The sequence below is a fragment of the Kangiella spongicola genome, assembly GCF_003194565.2.
Lineage (GTDB): Bacteria > Pseudomonadota > Gammaproteobacteria > Enterobacterales > Kangiellaceae > Kangiella > Kangiella spongicola.
In genome coordinates this window covers 366805-384845 of record NZ_QICH01000003.1, presented here as the reverse complement: position 1 = coordinate 384845, position 18041 = coordinate 366805, and the positions used below count along the sequence as shown (strand labels likewise).

Sequence of the window (18041 nt, the reverse complement as noted above, 5' to 3'; positions counted from 1 at the left end):
TTTAAAATACCGTATATAAGCAACTAAATCCATGAATAGTAATAACTGATGTTTGAATTTTTATGTTCTTTTCAAACAAGCCTTTGTCAATAAGTCTTTATGATCAAACCAAAAGCAGATTTGCTAGCACATAATAGCGTAGAAACTTACCAATAGTGACTAGGATTAGAAACCATACTAGACGCACACGCATGACTCCAGCGATGACAGTCAAAGGATCGCCAATCACAGGAACCCAAGCAAAGAGTAAAACGGGTAAGCCATATTTATTGAACTTCTCTTCAGCTTTAACAAAGTCTGATTCCGACATTTTGAGCCATTTTTGTAGAACTATTTGACTTGCCCAATAGCCGAGCGCATAGTTTGTTAGCGAACCAAGTACATTTCCGATGGTTGCAACTATCACTAGAAGTTGTGGCGATAACCCATTGATAATTAATGCACCGAGAACTAACTCTGAGCTTAAGGGCAATATTGTTGCGGCAAGAAAAGAAGCTATAAAAAGCCCTATATAGCCGTAATCAACGAGCAAATCCATGATTAACTCTGCTTAAAAATTGTCATCACAAAAGGCTTTAATCTTGTCGATGAATAGTCGTAAACGGGTCGATATATATTGCCTAGTTGGGAACACAGCGTAAAGATTTCTTTCGGGATAGGAGCGGTAATCAGGAAGGATTTGTACAAGCTCGCCACTGTTTAATTCTTTTTTAACGAAAATTGCTGGGCAAATAATGATACCAATTTTTTGACAAGCAGCCTCAATCATCATCTCCGCAAAGTCAGTTTTGAAGGTGCTAGTTAGCGCAACCACACCTTCTTTGCCATCAGGACCCTGATAGCGCCATTCTTGCGCACCTTTATTGCGTGTATAGGCGACGACATTATGGGCTGATAAGTCTTCCGGAGTACTAGGTTGCCCATACTGCTCAATGTATTGAGAACTGCAAAAGGCTTGAATTGGCGCTGGCGCTAATCGCCTCGCGACCAAGCTAGAGTCTTGTAGCGCACCAATTCTTAGCACCAAATCAAAACGCTCTTCCGTGATATCCACCATTCGATCATCAAACGACACATCTAATGTTACATCAGGGTGCTCTTTTGCAAACTCTGCGATTGGCTTCTTTAAATAGTGAGTGCCCAAACTGGTAGGAATGCTGACTTTTAGGTTTCCGCGCGGGGTATCGCGAAGCTCATGGATTTCGTCGGCTGCTTCTTTTAGCTCATCAATGGCAAAACTTGCCCTTTCGAAGTATATGGCACCCTCCTCGGTTAGGCTGACCTTGCGCGTGGTTCTTGTGAATAGCTTAACTTTTAACTCGTCTTCTAAATGCTGAATTTGTTTAGAAACAGCCGAGCCCGTTAGCCCTAGGTTCCTCGCAGCGCCTGAAAAACTGTTCTCTCTGGCGACTTCGATAAAAATTTCTATTCTTGATAAGGAATTGATACTGATCACCCGATTAAGTCCGATATAGAAATAATTATATTACAAAGTTGGGGATTATCAACTTTAGGTTGCTGAGTTAAGATAGCTTCAACGGTGAACGAACCAACCAATTAACTTTTTAGGAGAGATATTATGAACAACACAAACGCACATAACCACGCAGCTTTTTTATTACGACTATCTTTAGGTGTGATTTTATTAGCACACGGTTTAATGAAAATTATGATTTTCACGATACCAGGTACTGTCGGTTATTTTGAAAGCATTGGTTATCCAGCCATTATAGCTCATTTAACTATTTGGGGCGAAGTCCTAGGTGGCGCAGCTATGATCATCGGCTTTCATACACGAATCGTTGCTTTATTAAGCCTACCTATGTTATTAGGCGCAGCATGGACTCACATGGCAAACGGCTGGGTCTTTAGTAATCAAGGTGGCGGTTGGGAGTTCCCTGTCTTATTAGTTATGTTAGCAGTTATTGTAACTATACAAGGTGGCGGTAGCTTCTCTGTAAAAGGTCTGCCACAGGTAAACAAGCGACTACCTAAAGCGTTACGAGCGTAAATAGTACTGAACAGATTAGGAGAATAGTTATGTTGAAAGTATATAAACACAGCGAACTTGGTCACGCCAACCACGGATGGTTGAATGCTCATCATCACTTTAGTTTTGCGAATTATTACAATCCAGAGCGTATGGGATTCGGTGCTTTGAGAGTTATCAACGATGACACTATCAAAGCTGGAACAGGTTTCCCGCAACACGGCCACAGAGATATGGAAATCATTACCTTTGTGCGCAAAGGTGCTATTACCCACAAAGACTCGAAGGGTAACGAAGGCCGAACTGAAGCTGGCGACGTACAAGTGATGAGCGCTGGCACCGGGATTTTACACTCCGAATACAATATGGAAGACGAAGATACAAAAATCTTCCAGATTTGGATTATCCCTAAAGAAGAAGGCATTGAGCCACGCTGGGACAGCGTAGCTTTTGCGGAAAGAGAAGCTGGCGATACATTGCCATTGTTAGCGAGCGGTTTTGAGGAAGATCAAAACTCAGAAGCTCTGTACATTCACCAAGACGCAGCTATTTATGGCGGCAAAGTGAGCAAAGGGCAGACGATTACTCAACCGATCAAAAATCAAGCTTACTTGGTTGTTTCAAGCGGAAACGTCTCCGTCGAAGGAGCTGAATTAAGCGAAGGCGATGGTTTGGAAGTAACGGACATGGACTCAGTAAGTATCACAGGTACTGATGATAGTGTTGTTATTTTGATTGACGTCCCTGCGTAACTCCTTCCAACTGAACTCTGGGTAGTCTCCCCTGCTACTCAGAGTTTTTTCTTAATTTGTTTCAATCTGACTAATCCGCTGTCCGTGTACTAAAATCTTTAGTAGCATAAATTAGGCGGTTAAACATTATTAGGGAGTCACTATGAAGTTTGAGCATCTCGTACAAATTAATGATCTAACTGATAAAGGCACTCCAAATTTATCAAAGCAACAGCTTTGGGATGGTCTCTTGTGCAGAGCTTTTGAGCCAGAAAAGTTTCTCATTGGCTTGGAAAGTTCTGACATCAAGAAAGTCAGCGAAACACACTTAAAGCGAAAACTCGACTTGCCCGGTGTCGTCGTCCATGATCAGGTTAAGGTTTATGAAAAGCGCGATGAAATTATTTATACCATAGAGCCAAACGACACTGTCGAAGAAGGCAAACTGACTATGACCATTGAGGAGCCAGAGCCTGAGTCCCTATTCGTTCGCTTTTCCTACTGCACCAAATATAGAATTGGGCTTGGCGATGAACTGCCCTACGATGACTTCGTGCAGCAGGCTTATCTATTAACAGATATCGATACTATTAAAATCATCCGCTCTTTTAGTTTTAATTAAACAGCTTAATTGATATGACAAACAAAAATACCGAGCAAACGTCAGCCCTCTCGCCTTTCAAGCATAAAAGCTTTTTAGTAATGTGGATCGCGACCCTGGTGTCGAATATAGGTACTTGGATGCACTCTGTGGGCGCAGGTTGGTTAATGACGGAACTCAGCTCATCGGCGTTGTTAGTTTCCCTGGTTCAAACCGCAACTACCCTACCTGTTTTTATTTTTGCTTTGCCTGCTGGAACATTGGCGGACTTGTTCGATAAGCACAAAATGCTGCTGGTGATTAATAGCTTTATGCTGAGTGTAGCGCTGCTTCTAGCGATTTTGGTGTTGAATGAAATGGTTACCCCAACATTACTGCTGACGCTAACCTTTTTGTTAGGGATTGGAACAGCGTTTATGGCGCCAACATGGCAAGCCGTTATTCCAAGTCTCATTCCAAAGAAAGACTTACCTCAAGCAGTAGCGCTCGGTAGTATCAGTATCAATGTCAGTCGAGCTATAGGCCCGGCCCTATCAGGTGTATTAATTGCAACGGTTGCTTTATCGTCACCGTTTTTTGTCAATGCCATTACTTTCGTTTTTATTATCATGGCACTTTTCTGGTTACTTAAAAGACGTGAAAAACAACCGACTCTTGCCTCGAAACGATTTTGGCCAGCGATTAAGGTCGGTGTGTCGCATTCGTTTAATAATCCCGCATTAAAAGCAACCATGCTTCACATCTTAATCTTTATGATTTTTGCCAATGCATTTTGGGCGCTACTCCCAATGATTATTCGCGACAACCTCGGTGGTAACGCTTCATATTACGGCATCGTGATGAGTTTGATCGGTATTGGTGCTGTTATTACGGCTTTGTATTTACCTAAAATTAAGAAGTACTTAACACCGAATAGATTAGTCCTAGTTGGAACTATTTTAGTTTCGTTGGCGACTCTTTTGTTCGCCTTAGTGAATAACAAAATCATCGCTTTAATTCTTTGCTTTTCGTTTGGTGTCGGTTGGATGTTAGTCCTATCGACAATTAACGTTTCGGCGCAACAGGCGCTTCCTGAGTGGGTTCGAGCACGCGGGCTGGCTGTGTTCATGGTGATATTTTTCGGTGGCATGAGCCTAGGCTCTGTGGCATGGGGCTGGATTGCAGAAATCAGCACCTTGAATACCGCCCTGATTAGCTCAGCTCTAGGCGGTATAGCTTGTTCCTTATTAATTATAAAGTTTAAGCTGCAGCAAGGTGCCAATATGGATCTATCTCCTTCTAGGCATTGGCCAGCGCCGCAAGTCCATTCTCAAGTCGAAAATGATAAAGGCCCAGTAAAAATCATTATTCACTACAAGATTAGCGAGGCTAACCGCGACAAGTTTTTATCCAAAGTTAAGGGCCTAAAGGCATCTCGAAGACGCAACGGTGCCTATAACTGGGGTATCTATGAAGATACCGAAGTTGAGGGGCATTTTATCGAGCACTTCATGGAAGTTAGCTGGGCGCATCACCTAATGCATCATGAAAACGTTACTATTGAAGACAAGCCCTTACAGGATGAAGTTAAAGCTTTAGATGAACGAGAAAATGGTCCTACCGTGAAGCACTATTTGTACCGCACTAGCAAAAACAGGCGGTAATTTTGCTCATGTAAGGTACTAAAAGCTTTAACCATTCTTGATCCTAATCAATAACAACGATCGTTCAAAACCGTATGGTGTTTATAAAACGCGAACGGACAAAAAAGAATGAATTTAGAATTTTTAGCACCATACTTTATCGGGCCTTATGGTGAAAATAATGACGTCTTCGAAGGAATACTGACAGAACTTATTCGCGATCATATTTATTGGCGCAGGAATATTCATCCTGAGGATTTACCCGCTATTTCGACCTTTGCTTCTCAGTCCCCTGAGTACCAAAGCGCTATCGCTAAAACTCGTGCTGAATTACATAAATTAACGGCTGATTTGAAACAGTCGGTTCCCTTCTTTAGTCCTCGTTATATTGGGCACATGTGCTCAGATCTTTTTATGCCAGGCTTAATAGCGCAAATGGTCACCACGCTGTACAACCCCAACAATGTATCGTTTGAAGCAGCCACTGTAACGGTTAATTTAGAGCTTGAAGTTGGAAACCAGTTCGCAACCATGTTCGGCTTTAATACAGACAAAAAACAGTCTCCGTGTGCCTGGGGGCACTTAACCTCTGGCGGTACCGTCGCCAACTACGAAAGCCTGTGGAACTTTAGAGCCGCGAAATTCTATCCTATCGCTTTAGCGCAAACACAAGAAAAGCTACAGCTAGACTGCCCTTCTAGTAAAGTTTTAAAAAGCCCCTTAAACAAAAGCACTTCATGGGAATTAATTAATCTATCGATTGATCAGGTCTTAGAACTGCGTGCTGAAACTTTAAAGTATTGGAAAGAAAAGTATCCTAACAAAATGGACATTATTGAGTCGGAAGTCGAACAGCAACGAATCGAACATTTGGGCATGGGCATTTTTTTTTCCAATCAATGGCAATGCAAGCAACCTTTGGTTTTAGTCCCAGCTTCTGCTCACTACAGCTGGGAAAAAGCGATGAAAGTCATGGGCTTTGGTTCAGCTCAGTTAGTAAAAGTCCCTATAAAATCTAATATGCGCATGGACATCGATGCGCTTGATGCCATTTTGACTAATGCTAAGAATCATAGTATTCCGGTACTAGCATGTGTCGCCATTATGGGCACTACCGAGTTTGGAACGATAGATCCTATTCACGACATTGTTGAGTTACGAAACAAGTACCGTGAGCAAGGACTCGACTTCTATATTCACGTCGATGCTGCTTGGGGTGGCTATCTCTCAACCATGTTCCGTAAAGAAGATGGCTCGACGATCAGTCATGACTATGCACAATCCATGTTTCGCTACTTTCCTTCAGAGGAAGTCTATCAGTCCATTACCCATGTCCACCAAGTGGATTCCGTAACTATTGACCCCCATAAACTCGGTTACTTACCTTTTGGTGCCGGTGGCTTTATCGCCCGTAATCGTGAGATCACTAAATTACTCACGCAAAAAGCACCTTACGTATTTGAGGAAGATAAGGACAGCGAAGCAACGATTCAGTTTGATAAATTAGGTCAATATATCCTAGAAGGTTCAAAGCCTGGCTCAATGGCGGCAGCCTCTTATGTCACAAACAAGGTTTTGCCGTTAGATGTAAATAATTTTGGTCGCCTAATTAAGCAAACCATCAAAACCTCAGAATACTTTTTCGACAAAGTTTTGGAGTTAAAGGAAAAGTTAAAAGATAAGGTTCATATCTGCCTGCCCTACACTCCCGATACGAATTTAATCTGCATTGCAATTAACCCAATCGGTAATAGCTCGATCACGACGATGAATGAATTTTCATCGAGTATTTACCAGAACCTGAAAATCCAAAAGGACGTAGCACCGAAAAATCAACGGTTTATCGGTTCTAATACCTATCTATTGCGCTCTAACGTTAGCGATGAGCTAGCTACAAACTTATGCGGCCTGTTAGAGATAGACCAAAAGAACTTCGTTAGCCGAGTTGAGGATGAAACCGTACAAAGTGACAAGATTTTTCTTTTGCGTCACACCATCATGAACCCGTGGCTAACAGATAACACCAATGGCGATGACTATATCACCATGTACTGTGACTATTTAGAGGAGCTAATACTCAAGCAGCTTGCGAGTTAGCGCTATTTTAATCTAAGCCCTTTTGCTAATTATAATACGTACCAAAAGGGCTGTTTCGGCGATTGCGGATATATTAATAACAATTAACTCATGACGGCTTTCAGTGTAATGTAAACAACTTACTTTGCATTCCTCTGTTGTAAAAACAGTCTTTCACCTAGAGTAATCAGAATAAGCCCGCCCAAAGTAACCCACAGGATAAGTGGATCGCTTTTGAATTTAATGTATGCAAACGCCAAGAGAACTATGGCATCCAAAATTATCGCTATAATTGGAATTGAAACATTAAGTTCCGCTTTATCTTTCAGCTTCGTTATAGCACCATAATGGATGGCAATATCCATAATTAGGTAAAAAATTGCGCCGATAGAGGCGATTCTAGATAGATCAAAAGAGATAGTTAAGATCATCGCGAGCACGACGATATACACCACTGAGTGCTTTTGGATCGAACCTGGCATGCCAAAGTGACTGTGAGGAACTAACTCCATTTTAGTCAACATAGTGAGCATTCTCGATACAGCAAATATACTGGCAATGACACCAGAAACTGTCGCGATAATAGCAAATAGCACGGTAATGGTTAATCCGGCCTGACCAAATGCTGGCTTGGCCGCCTCGGCTAACGCATAATCCTTTGCTTCAATAATTTCCGAGATGGAAAGATTTCCAATCACAGCCATTGTTGTTAACAGGTAGACAGCTAAGCAGATCGCTAATGAAATAATGATCGATCGGCCAATATTTACTTTCGGTTTGCGAATTTCGTCGCCACTATTGGTAATGGTTGTAAAACCTTTAAAGGCAAGGATACTCAGCGCTACCGCGGCGATAAATTGCACCACGAGATTTTCTGAGCTTGAGCTTTCTGATTGTCCTGAAAACTCAATCGAACTAAAGTCAAAACCAAAAGCCCAAAGACCACCAAGAGCTAGTAGCAATAAGCCAATAGTTTTGAAAAAGGCCATCACTATTGATAAACGCTCAATGTACTTATTACCAATGATGTTTAATAAAAAAGCAGCCGCTAATAAAACAACACCAAGGATTGGCGCTGCCCAGTCACCCAGACTTTCAAACTCAAACAACTGTAATGTGTATGAGCCAAAGGTTCGAGCAACTAAGCTTTGATTAATAACCATCGACAATAACATAAGCAATGCAAAAACCGCTGTCGGCAAGGATTTGCCATAAGCTTGCTTCAAAAACATTGCCACCCCACCCGATGAAGGGTGAATATGCGATAATTTTATATAGGTATAAGCACTAAACGCTGATACAAGTGCACCAGCGATAAACGCAATAGGAAAGTATGGCCCGGCTAGCTCTGCTACTTGTCCCGTTAGCGCTAAAATACCCGCACCAATCATGACTCCGGTTCCCATAGAAACGGAACCCAGTAAACTTAGTTTATTATTGTCGTTACTCATGCTAGCCCCCCTGCTATATGTGGATATTAAGACCAATGAACTCTAATGACTTTCCATATACCATCTATTTTTTTCAGAGTTAAAGTTTCGACCGTTATTTTCTCGAAAGCTTTGCCTTTATAGGTACCCTTAATTTTTGATCGAGAGCTTGAAACTGCGACGTTCCCTTCAATCAGAATATTTCGTTCCAAAAGCTTTACATCCATGCTTTTTAAAAACTTAATATCCGATTTCATATGATGGCTGGCATATTCCTCTAATGACCTTTCTGCACCAGCACCTTCAAAAATCAAAACCTTTTCATGCATAATGCTTTTTATCGTTGATTCATCACCACTTTGTAATGCTGAATGAAGTTTAGCGACAGCTTCGCCAACATCAGTCTCTACATTAACCATTTTCGAATCTTCTTTTTCTTCCTTATCGCCATGAGCTAAAACAGCCCCTGAGACAAACAGGAAAATCAATAATATATATCTGTTAAGTTTCATAAATACCTCTTTTAATGACTTATGCCGACTAACGTGGTTAAACCGGCAGTTATTAACAATACTAAATGTGCTACGTAAAGTTCTTTCTTGATCGATCGAGAAATATCAGCTTTATCGATTTTATTTTGCTTAAGCCTTTTAGTTAAAAAGAACTTATGGTAAGCGGCAAAACCGAGCATGACCGTGACTAACAGTAATTTCAATGAGAGTGTGAGTATGTAGTCTATTGCGTTTGTATTGCCATTGAAGATCAATAATTTAAGAATAAGCGCAATGCCAGCGACAAGCAAAAGTGATACTAACACGCTTCCGATAACCGAGTATCTTTCCAAAATAAGATGTATTTCATCTTTCTTGGCTTGCTCTAGATAACGTACCAAGGGGCCAATAGATCCTGCCCATGATAAGGCTACATAGGCATGAACTACTAGAAAAGCTTGCCAGTACCAACTTAAATCAGCCACATGGCCAACTGCTGTAAAAGACCACACCAAAGCGAGTATAGACGGCAGTAGTATAAACAATTGCAGCTTTTTTGAAGGTGGCTTTGAAGTCTTAGTTAGGGATAGAAATAGTATGAAGTAGCCAAGACCAACTACTCGCCATAATAATAAATCGCCGTTACCTGTACTTAGCAATATTTCAATAAGTTGCTTATCGAATACTCCACTAATTCCGCTATCAGCGAAAGCGCCAACCTGCAGGAAAAAATAAACTCCTATGGAGAGTATACCTACTATACTTAATGTGACTGCTGGAACTTTCAGGCTGGTGCTTAATCGATGATTAAGCACCGCTGATGTAGCGTATCCGAACACTGCAGCAACACCAACATAACTGCCATACTTTGTAAGTGTCGATGTGACCGTCCAAAAATCAAACATGGCTACTCTTCGACTGGACGAACTTTAAATTGAATGGTGTAACTCATTTTATGTGAGTCAGGGCCCATAATAGTCCAACTGAACTTATAGTTGCCTTTTTCAAGCTGGGGTAATGGAATAATAAACTCTTTAGCTGGTGCGTAATTTAATGAGTAATCCAGTTCAACTTCTTCACCATTTGCAATTAATTCGATTGATGTCAAACGCACATCAACACCATAGCTAACTGTAACGCTATCAGGCGATGTATCGAAAACCTGGCCGTCAGTTGGAGAGGTAGATAGAGTGCCAATATGCCCCTCCGCGGTAGAACTCAGTATCACAATTAATACCACGGCAGTAATGTAAAGTAACTTTTTCATAGATAACCTCATAGTTTTAATAATTTCTTTTTCCACAAGAAGAACACGGCAGGAATAACCAGTAGTGTTAAAACAACCGCACTAGCCATACCACCCACCATAGGAGCAGCGATTCGACTCATAACTTCAGAGCCAGTACCTGAACCATATAAAATTGGTAACAGACCCACAATAATCGACATGGCGGTCATCATAACTGGACGTACACGCAGTCCCGCACCCGTTTTAACTACGTCAATTAATAACTCTAAGTTAGGACTTCGGTTATTTTCTTGGCACTTGTCCAACATCTCTTTATAGGCTTGATTCAGGTAAACCAACATGATGACACCAATCTCCACAGCTACTCCCGCCAAAGCAATAAAGCCCACACCAACGGCTACTGAGAAGTTAAAGCCTTGTAGATACATTAGCCAAATACTTCCGACCATCGCCAGAGGTAAGCTGCCCATAATGATGGCGACTTCAGTAAAGCTTTTGAAGTTTAGGTAGAGAAGGAGCACGATAATTGCCAAAGTTAGCGGAATAACATAATTCAACTTTTCCTTGGCTCTTAACATGTACTCATACTGCCCAGACCAATTGATAGAATAGCCAGCAGGAAGCACCAGTTGCTCAGAGACAATTTGTTGTGCTTCTTCGACGTAGCTGCCTAAATCAACATCATCAATATCCACCAAGGTCCAACCGTTCAAACGCGCATTTTCGCTTTTAATCCCTGGAGGACCATCCTTGACAGTAATATCTGCAACATCACCAAGCATTACACGCTGATTGTTGGCAGTGATTATTGGCAACTCTGCAATTTTTTCGGGGGAATCACGATATTCTTGCGGGTAACGCAAGTTGATTGGGTAGCGTTCGAGACCTTCTACGGTATAAGAGACATCCATCCCCCCTATCGCGGCGCCAATGACACTTTGGATCTGCTGAATACTAAGCCCATATCGAGCCGCTCGAACCCGATTAATGTCAATATCGATGTAACGCCCACCAGCAACCCTCTCCGAATAGACTGAGCTGGTACCTGGGATATCCTTTAGAATAGTTTCTAGCTGCTTTCCAATATCTTCAATAACGGCTAAGTCAGGTCCTGCGACCTTAATACCCACTGGAGTTTTAATACCGGTTGAAAGCATATCGATACGAGTTTTAATCGGCATCACCCAAGCGTTAGTAAGCCCTGGGAATTTCACTAAGGCATTGAGCTCGTCTTTAATTGAGTCAATCGTTACTCCTTCGCGCCACTCTGACTTAGGCTTAAACTGAATAAAGGTTTCAATCATCGTCAAAGGCGCAGGGTCAGTCGCCGTTTCAGCTCGTCCAATTTTTCCGAAAACAGTGTCAACTTCCGGAACTGTTTTAATCAGTCGGTCAGTTTTTTGTAATATTTCTCGTGCTTCGCCTATCGACAAACTTGGATAGGTGGTCGGCATATACATCAAATCCCCTTCATCTAGCGGAGGAATAAACTCTGAGCCGATTTTATTCACAGGCCAAAACCCAATGGCTAAGACAACCAGTGCACTTAACAACGTTGTCTTAGGGAACCTTAATACTGTATTCAGGGCCGGCTTATAAATATAGGTTAGACCACGATTTACTGGGTTTTTATGTTCAGGACGAACTTTGCCCCTTACAAAATAGCCCATAAGCACTGGAACTAGCGTAATCGCTAAAATCGCAGCAGCTGCCATAGCATAGGTCTTAGTAAAAGCCAGTGGCGAAAACATTCGACCTTCTTGTGCCTCTAAGGTAAACACCGGAACAAAACTCACGGTAATAATGAGCAAACTAAAGAAGAGTGCTGGGCCAACTTCTTTAGCGGAGTTATGGACAATTTCCCATCGATTCTTCGATGTTAATGGTGTTCGCTCCATGTGCTTGTGCATATTTTCTATCATCACGATGGCCCCATCGACCATGGCGCCGATGGCAATAGCGATCCCTCCTAGAGACATAATGTTGGCGTTCAGTCCCTGAAGGTTCATGATGATGAAAGCCACCAGAATACCAATCGGTAAACTGATGATCGCTACTAAAGAAGACCGTACGTGGAACAAGAAAAAGATACAAACAAGGGCTACGATGGCAAACTCTTCGAGCAACTTAAACCATAGATTCGAAACCGCATCTTCAATCAGCCCCGAACGATCGTATACCGTAACAATTTCTACTCCTTCAGGGAGCCCTTTTTTAAGGTCTTCAAGTTTTGCTTTAACGCCGTTGATAGTTGCCTGTGCATTTTCGCCATAACGCATGACGACAATACCGCCGACGACTTCGCCCTGCCCATTAAAATCAGCGATACCACGGCGCATTTGTGGCCCTGTCGTAATTTCGGCGACCTCTCCTAATAACAAAGGCGTACCTTTTAGGTTCATGCCTAGCGGTATATTTTCTAGATCTTGAGTACTTTGCACGTAGCCACTAGCGCGTACCATGTACTCGGCTTCAGCTAACTCCACCACTGAGGCGCCAACTTCTTGGTTGCTTTGTTGAATGGCGACCTTTATGACATCGAGTGGAATATTCAGCGCTTTCAGCTTTTCTGGATCCACTTTAACTTGATATTGCTTGACCATGCCGCCAATTGGTGCAACTTCTGAAACGCCTGGAATCGTTTGCAACTCATACTTCAAGAACCAGTCTTGAATAGACCTAAGCTCACTTAGATCGTGTTCGCCGGTCTTATCCATTAGTGCATACAGATAGACCCAACCGACACCAGTAGCATCGGGGCCAAGCTGTGGTTTCGCCGTTGCCGGAAGATTGGGTGCAACTTGGCTTAAATATTCCAGAACGCGGCTTCTTGCCCAATACATGTCGGTGCTTTCATCGAAAATCACGTAGACATAGGAGTCACCAAAGAATGAGAAACCTCGTACCGTTTGTGCGCCTGGCACTGACAGCATGGCTGTGGTTAGTGGATAAGTAACCTGATCTTGAACTACCTGTGGCGCTTGTCCTGGGTAGCTGGTTTTTACAATAACTTGGACATCAGACAAATCTGGTAAAGCATCGATCGGGGTTTTCTTTAGGGAGTACACACCCAAACCTGCAATGATAACTGTCGTCAATAGCACTAAAAAACGATTTTTAATGGACCATTTTATGATGCTGTTAATCATGGTTATGCTCCATTACGCTCGAATGTACTTCCGTAATAAAAAATCCTTCATCGCGTATTTCAAAAGTAAAATCGATATTTTCGCCAACAACAAATAAATCTATCGACAAGGAAGAGTCAAGGTCAAAGTCCATGGTCATAGGCTCACGGTTCCACTTTTCAATAGCACCGCGGGAAATATTGACGGTATTGCTGTCAACATCCACAGAATTGATGAGTCCAGAGACTCGAGCGGATGGTACTGACATGTCCATATCATGCCCATGCTGGTGCTCGTGATCTTGAGCGTGCTGTTCGCCGAAACGCTTAAAATCTGACTCGATACTCGACTCAGAGTCGATAAGGAACTGGCCACTTAATACAACCTCATCGCCCTCAACCAAACCATCTAAAACCTCGATATTGTCATTGATTGTGCGCCCTAGTGTGACGCCAACAGATTTGAACTTACCATCGCCAAGCGCTAGTACGACTCTATTATTGTCTTCGGTTCGAATAACCGCTTGCTGAGGTACTTGTAATATTTGCTCAGTTGTCGCGGTATCTATCGAAACTTCGGCGAACATATTGGCTTTAAGCTCATGCTGCGGATTCTGAACCTCCAATCGGACTTTAGCCGTACGGTTACTCGGATTCACTATAGGGTAAATATAATCCACAGTTCCTTGCCAGGATTTAGCCGGTAAATAATCCAAAGTGATCGAAGCACTTTGCCCAACCTTAACGTAAGGTAATTGACGCTCAAAAAGCTCTACTTCAACCCAAACAGTATCTAAGTTGCCAATCGTCATTAAGCGAGTGCCGGGCTGTAAAAAAGCACCTTCTCTAACATCAAGTTCATCAACAAGCCCATTTGATTTGGCGTAGAAGGTAACGTTTTGTAGCGGTTTTTCTTGTTGGTTTAATTTTTTTAATTCTTTAGCGTCAAAATTTAATGAGTGTAAGCGCTGCTTAGCCGCCTTTAATAAACTATTATTGTTGCGCTTTTTGGCCAACAAATATTCCTGCTGTGCATTAACCAAAGCCGGTGAATACATTGTGAACAGCGGCTGGCCTGCTTCTATACGTTGGCCGGCGTGATTAACAAACAACTTTTCAATCCAACCCTCAGTTCGTGTATGCACTCGAGTAATTTTTGTTTCATCGTAAGTCACATAACCAACCGTTTTGACGGTGTTTACAAGTGAGTCTTTTCTAACTTCGCCAGTTTTAACACTAAGGTTATTCACAACATTAGGATCTATCTTGATAGTACCTGGGCTATCACCCGCCCCAGCACCCTCTTCATAGACAGGTACAAGATCCATGCCCATTGGCGACTTTCCGGGCTTATCACGACGATAGTTAGCGTCCATCGGCGCGACCCAATACAGAGGCTCATTAGCTTTTTTACTCTTTGAATCTGAACTGCCTTCCGAGGCCTGTTCTGTGCCGAAGCTTAGTAATAACCAAACCGCTAAGGCTCCTAAAATGAAACCTCCCAAACTAAAAACGAGTGATTTTTTATTCATGACTTTCTCCACTTAAAGCTTTTCTAGCTGAAGTGTTATTGATGGAACCTATGCGGGACAAATACTCTGTACTCGTTTCCGACAGGTAATAATTTGCTGCTAATTTACTTTTAGCGATTTCGACATCTATATCGAGTATCGTAAGCTGTACATTAATCTCTTCGACACGTGACCTAGCCAACTCGGCAAAGTCCCCTTTGTTATTGCTATAAGCTGTCATCAAGGTTGTCGCTTGCTGACTGACTTGTGGCGCAATAGTGCCTTGATAGAGTTCTTTGCGTTGCTCTAAACGGCCTAGGCGAGATAGTTGCGTGTTGTAAGCTGAACGAAGCTGTCTCAGCAACAAAGCTTTTTCTTCTCGCTTAGCCTCTTTCGTATAAACGGCGCTTTTCACATCAAGATCTTGTTTGTTCTCGGTAAATAATGGCACATCAAAGGTAACGCCAAGGCTAAAGAAGTCGGTACGCTTCATGCCATTAGGTGCGTCATCTCGAAGTGCATAACTACCATTCAGCGTGAATTGAGGTTTATAGCCTTGCTTTTTAAGCTCTACGTTTTTTGCTGATAAGTGGATATTACGATCAGCCGCCAAGACTAGCGGGTGACGTTGAAGCTTGGTTAAATTTTTCGGTAACTGAATACTTGGCAAGGTTTGGCTGACAAAATGATAATCAACATTTTGTGCACCAAATAAATACCCTTGTGGAAGTGTTACATATTGGTTTAACTGGTTTATAGAGGCGTGTAACTTATCCTGATAAACGGTTAATTGGTCATCAAGCTTCGCGAGCTCAAGCTGAGCACGAATAATATCCTCTTGCCCTGTTGAAGATAGGGCTGTGTTGTATTGAATCTCAGCAGCTTCTTTTAATTCCTCGAGTAAAGAATCTAGTTGGTTAATTAATTGGATGCTCTGTTGGGCTTTATAAATATCTAGCCACAAATCTCCAACCGTCATAATGAGCTGGTTTTTTCGATTAGCTCTTAGGTTCGGCTCAATTTTGGCTTCTAATTGATTAATCTTCCGTTTGATATTAAGTGAATCACCTCTCGCTAGCATTTGGCTAACGCCCAAGGATAGCTGAGTCATGCCTTCCTGATTAAAGCTAAAGCTATCAACCGGTAAATTGGCAAATTTCACAGAAACCTTAGGATCAGGTAAAGTCGCTTGCGATTCTGCTTGTGCTAATAGTGATTGCTCTTTGTATTGACTCTTCTTCAACCATGGGTCATTTTCAATCGCCATGATGACCGTCGATTCGAGCGTATAACTATAACCGAGCTCACTATCTGAGCTTTGAATCTCTTCTTGAGCTTTCGAGCTCAAACCTAACTGTGATGATAATAGTAATGAAACTAGTGTGACTTTAAATGCACTCATAACCTTGTCTCTAAATGATTAACAATTCTTGGCGAATTGAACGCCAAATTAGAGTTGGGTTGAGCGTTTTATAGGGAGAAAAGAGACTCTACAAACGCCCACCAATATTAAGCGGACAGATCTGTCCTGTATTAGCTTAGAATTGGTGGCTTATAGAGAGATTCAGGAGTTAAAGAGTGAAAAGTAGCCAGATATAGGTTTACTTGGTTAGATGTATTCGAATATTCGAACTGTTCAACCGATGCATGCATCATTGGAACGACGCAGGTCGCCATATCGCAACCCGTGGAGATATCACAACAAGGCATCTCATTCATTGTATCGGTTATAACAACTTTGATATGGGCGCTATGATCCATGCCTTCATGCTTTGCAGTATCCATTGCTTTCATTGGCTGACTGGCAGTCATCGACATGTCGCAATGAGGGTTTAAAGCCACAAGTTGTCCCACTACAGACAGTAGCGTTAGCAACAATAGGATTCGAACGGCTTTAATACTCATCGTTTGTTGAATATTCTCTTAAATAGTTTCTTGAATAGTGACAATTGTTTTTATTCTATTCCAGCTTACGTCGATAGGCAAATTTAAGGAGATGAAATAGAGGATTATTTACCTAGATTTACAATATAATCTTATTTCCACAAAATCTGTGAACAAGCCTGTGGACAAACCACCTAGCCCTATAAAGTATGGGCATTGAGCTGCTTTGTTGGATTTTTGACTAGCTTAAAATATGGACATTTTAATGCGAAAAATGAATAGTTATTGACCTATATTAATTAGCAATTTTGATAGACCTTAAGCATAGCTATTATGTTATTTTGAGATTTGTATATGATCGCGATTGTTGATAACTTTTGGTAATGAACTCTTAAAGGATAATAGTCATGAGTAATTTCTTAGAAAGTAAGCAAGAAGCAGAATGTACTGAAAAACCTTGCTCCGCGATAGAGCAAGTTATTAATCCTAAAGAAAAAGATCTTGGTGGTTTTTCCGTTCGCCGACTTTTCCCGACCAAAGATAGAAAACAAGTTGGCCCATGGGTCTTTTTCGATCATATGGGACCTGCGACCTTCGATCCTGGAATTGGAATCAACGTAAGACCTCATCCCCATATTAACCTTTGCACTGTAACCTACTTGTTTGAAGGTGAAATTCTTCATCGCGACTCTTTAGGAAGTTATCAGACCATTACGCCAGGCGATATTAACCTAATGGTTGCTGGTAAAGGTATTACCCACTCCGAGCGAGAGCGCCCAGAAGTCATGGAAAGCGAGCGAAATCTACATGGCTTACAGTTGTGGATGGCTCTTCCAAAAGAACATGAAGAAACTGATCCTGCATTCCATCACTATGAAGATGCTGAGATTCCCGCAACAGAGGTTGATGGTGTCGCGGTGCGAGTTATGATTGGTAGCGCTTATGGCAAAACCTCACCTGTCAAAACGTTTGCTGAGACCTTATACGTCGAGGCAAAGCTCACTAAGGGACAAACGCTAAAGGCTCCACAGGCTGAGGAATGCGCAATTTATGTTGCCGGTGGCGAAGTTGAAGTAGATGGCGTGACTTTGGAGCGTTATAACATGGCTGTTCTAAAAACAGACCGAGAAGTTACCGTCAAAGCGACAGATGATTCACGTATTGCATTTATTGGCGGTGAAAATTTAGGCAAGCGTTACATCGAATGGAATTTCGTTTCAAGCTCAAAAGAGCGCATAGAAAAAGCCAAAGATGACTGGCGTGAAGGACGCTTCCCTAAAGTGCCTGGCGATGAAGAGGAGTTTATTCCACTCCCCTAGTCACCTTTTC

Annotated in this window: 16 protein-coding genes; 6 read left to right on the top strand and 10 right to left on the bottom strand. The window is 42.1% G+C overall.

Annotation, left to right across the window (positions count from 1 at the left end):
- Window positions 1-103: 103 nt before the first annotated feature.
- Window positions 104-538, bottom strand: coding sequence for a YqaA family protein (locus DL796_RS10570; RefSeq protein ID WP_110201677.1), 435 nt, complete (start codon window positions 536-538; stop codon window positions 104-106).
- Between the two features lie 12 nt (window positions 539-550).
- Entirely contained in the window at window positions 551-1456 is a 906-nt protein-coding gene (locus DL796_RS10565) for a LysR family transcriptional regulator (protein WP_110201676.1), read from the bottom strand.
- Between the two features lie 123 nt (window positions 1457-1579).
- On the opposite strand from DL796_RS10565, the gene DL796_RS10560 reads away from it, so the two are divergent.
- The 5 genes from DL796_RS10560 (at window position 1580) to DL796_RS10540 (ending at window position 7041) form a co-directional block, all read left to right on the top strand.
- Window positions 1580-2011: a DoxX family protein gene (locus DL796_RS10560; protein WP_110201675.1), complete on the top strand. Its 432-nt coding sequence runs from the start codon at window positions 1580-1582 to the stop codon at window positions 2009-2011.
- Between the two features lie 29 nt (window positions 2012-2040).
- Complete coding sequence (locus DL796_RS10555; RefSeq protein ID WP_110201674.1) at window positions 2041-2742, top strand: pirin family protein; 702 nt, start codon at window positions 2041-2043, stop codon at window positions 2740-2742.
- A 142-nt stretch (window positions 2743-2884) separates the two neighbouring features.
- Window positions 2885-3343 (top strand): AtaL-like protein, encoded by a 459-nt coding sequence (locus DL796_RS10550; protein ID WP_110201673.1) that lies wholly within the window; start codon window positions 2885-2887, stop codon window positions 3341-3343.
- 14 nt (window positions 3344-3357) lie between these two features.
- Window positions 3358-4965, top strand: a complete 1608-nt coding sequence (locus DL796_RS10545) for an MFS transporter (protein WP_110201672.1) — start codon at window positions 3358-3360, stop codon at window positions 4963-4965.
- Window positions 4966-5073: 108 nt separating this feature from the next.
- A complete protein-coding gene (locus tag DL796_RS10540) occupies window positions 5074-7041 on the top strand; it encodes a pyridoxal phosphate-dependent decarboxylase family protein (RefSeq protein WP_110201671.1) in 1968 nt (655 codons plus the stop codon).
- A 119-nt stretch (window positions 7042-7160) separates the two neighbouring features.
- Here the strand turns inward: DL796_RS10540 and DL796_RS10535 are convergent, their stop codons facing one another.
- The 8 genes from DL796_RS10535 to DL796_RS10500 form a co-directional block, all read right to left on the bottom strand.
- Entirely contained in the window at window positions 7161-8471 is a 1311-nt protein-coding gene (locus tag DL796_RS10535) for an APC family permease (RefSeq protein WP_110201670.1), read from the bottom strand.
- Between the two features lie 26 nt (window positions 8472-8497).
- A complete protein-coding gene (locus tag DL796_RS10530) occupies window positions 8498-8962 on the bottom strand; it encodes a nuclear transport factor 2 family protein (protein ID WP_110201669.1) in 465 nt (154 codons plus the stop codon).
- Window positions 8963-8973: 11 nt separating this feature from the next.
- Window positions 8974-9846, bottom strand: a complete 873-nt coding sequence (locus tag DL796_RS10525; protein ID WP_110201668.1) for a CopD family protein — start codon at window positions 9844-9846, stop codon at window positions 8974-8976.
- Between the two features lie 2 nt (window positions 9847-9848).
- Complete coding sequence (locus DL796_RS10520; protein WP_170114251.1) at window positions 9849-10208, bottom strand: copper resistance CopC family protein; 360 nt, start codon at window positions 10206-10208, stop codon at window positions 9849-9851.
- Between the two features lie 8 nt (window positions 10209-10216).
- Window positions 10217-13339 carry an efflux RND transporter permease subunit gene (locus DL796_RS10515; RefSeq protein WP_110201666.1) on the bottom strand — a complete coding sequence of 1041 codons (3123 nt, stop codon included), beginning with the start codon at window positions 13337-13339 and terminating at the stop codon, window positions 10217-10219.
- Window positions 13332-14849 carry an efflux RND transporter periplasmic adaptor subunit gene (locus DL796_RS10510; protein WP_110201665.1) on the bottom strand — a complete coding sequence of 506 codons (1518 nt, stop codon included), beginning with the start codon at window positions 14847-14849 and terminating at the stop codon, window positions 13332-13334. Before DL796_RS10510 ends, DL796_RS10515 begins: the two co-directional genes overlap by 8 nt.
- On the bottom strand, window positions 14842-16230 hold the full coding sequence (locus DL796_RS10505; protein ID WP_110201664.1) for a TolC family protein: 1389 nt from the start codon (window positions 16228-16230) through the stop codon (window positions 14842-14844). The genes DL796_RS10510 and DL796_RS10505 overlap by 8 nt, the downstream gene beginning before the upstream one ends.
- Window positions 16231-16361: 131 nt before the next feature.
- Window positions 16362-16733, bottom strand: coding sequence for a hypothetical protein (locus DL796_RS10500; RefSeq protein WP_110201663.1), 372 nt, complete (start codon window positions 16731-16733; stop codon window positions 16362-16364).
- Between the two features lie 386 nt (window positions 16734-17119).
- On the opposite strand from DL796_RS10500, the gene DL796_RS10495 reads away from it, so the two are divergent.
- Window positions 17120-18031 carry a pirin family protein gene (locus tag DL796_RS10495; protein WP_110201662.1) on the top strand — a complete coding sequence of 304 codons (912 nt, stop codon included), beginning with the start codon at window positions 17120-17122 and terminating at the stop codon, window positions 18029-18031.
- The last annotated feature ends 10 nt before the right edge of the window (window positions 18032-18041 follow it).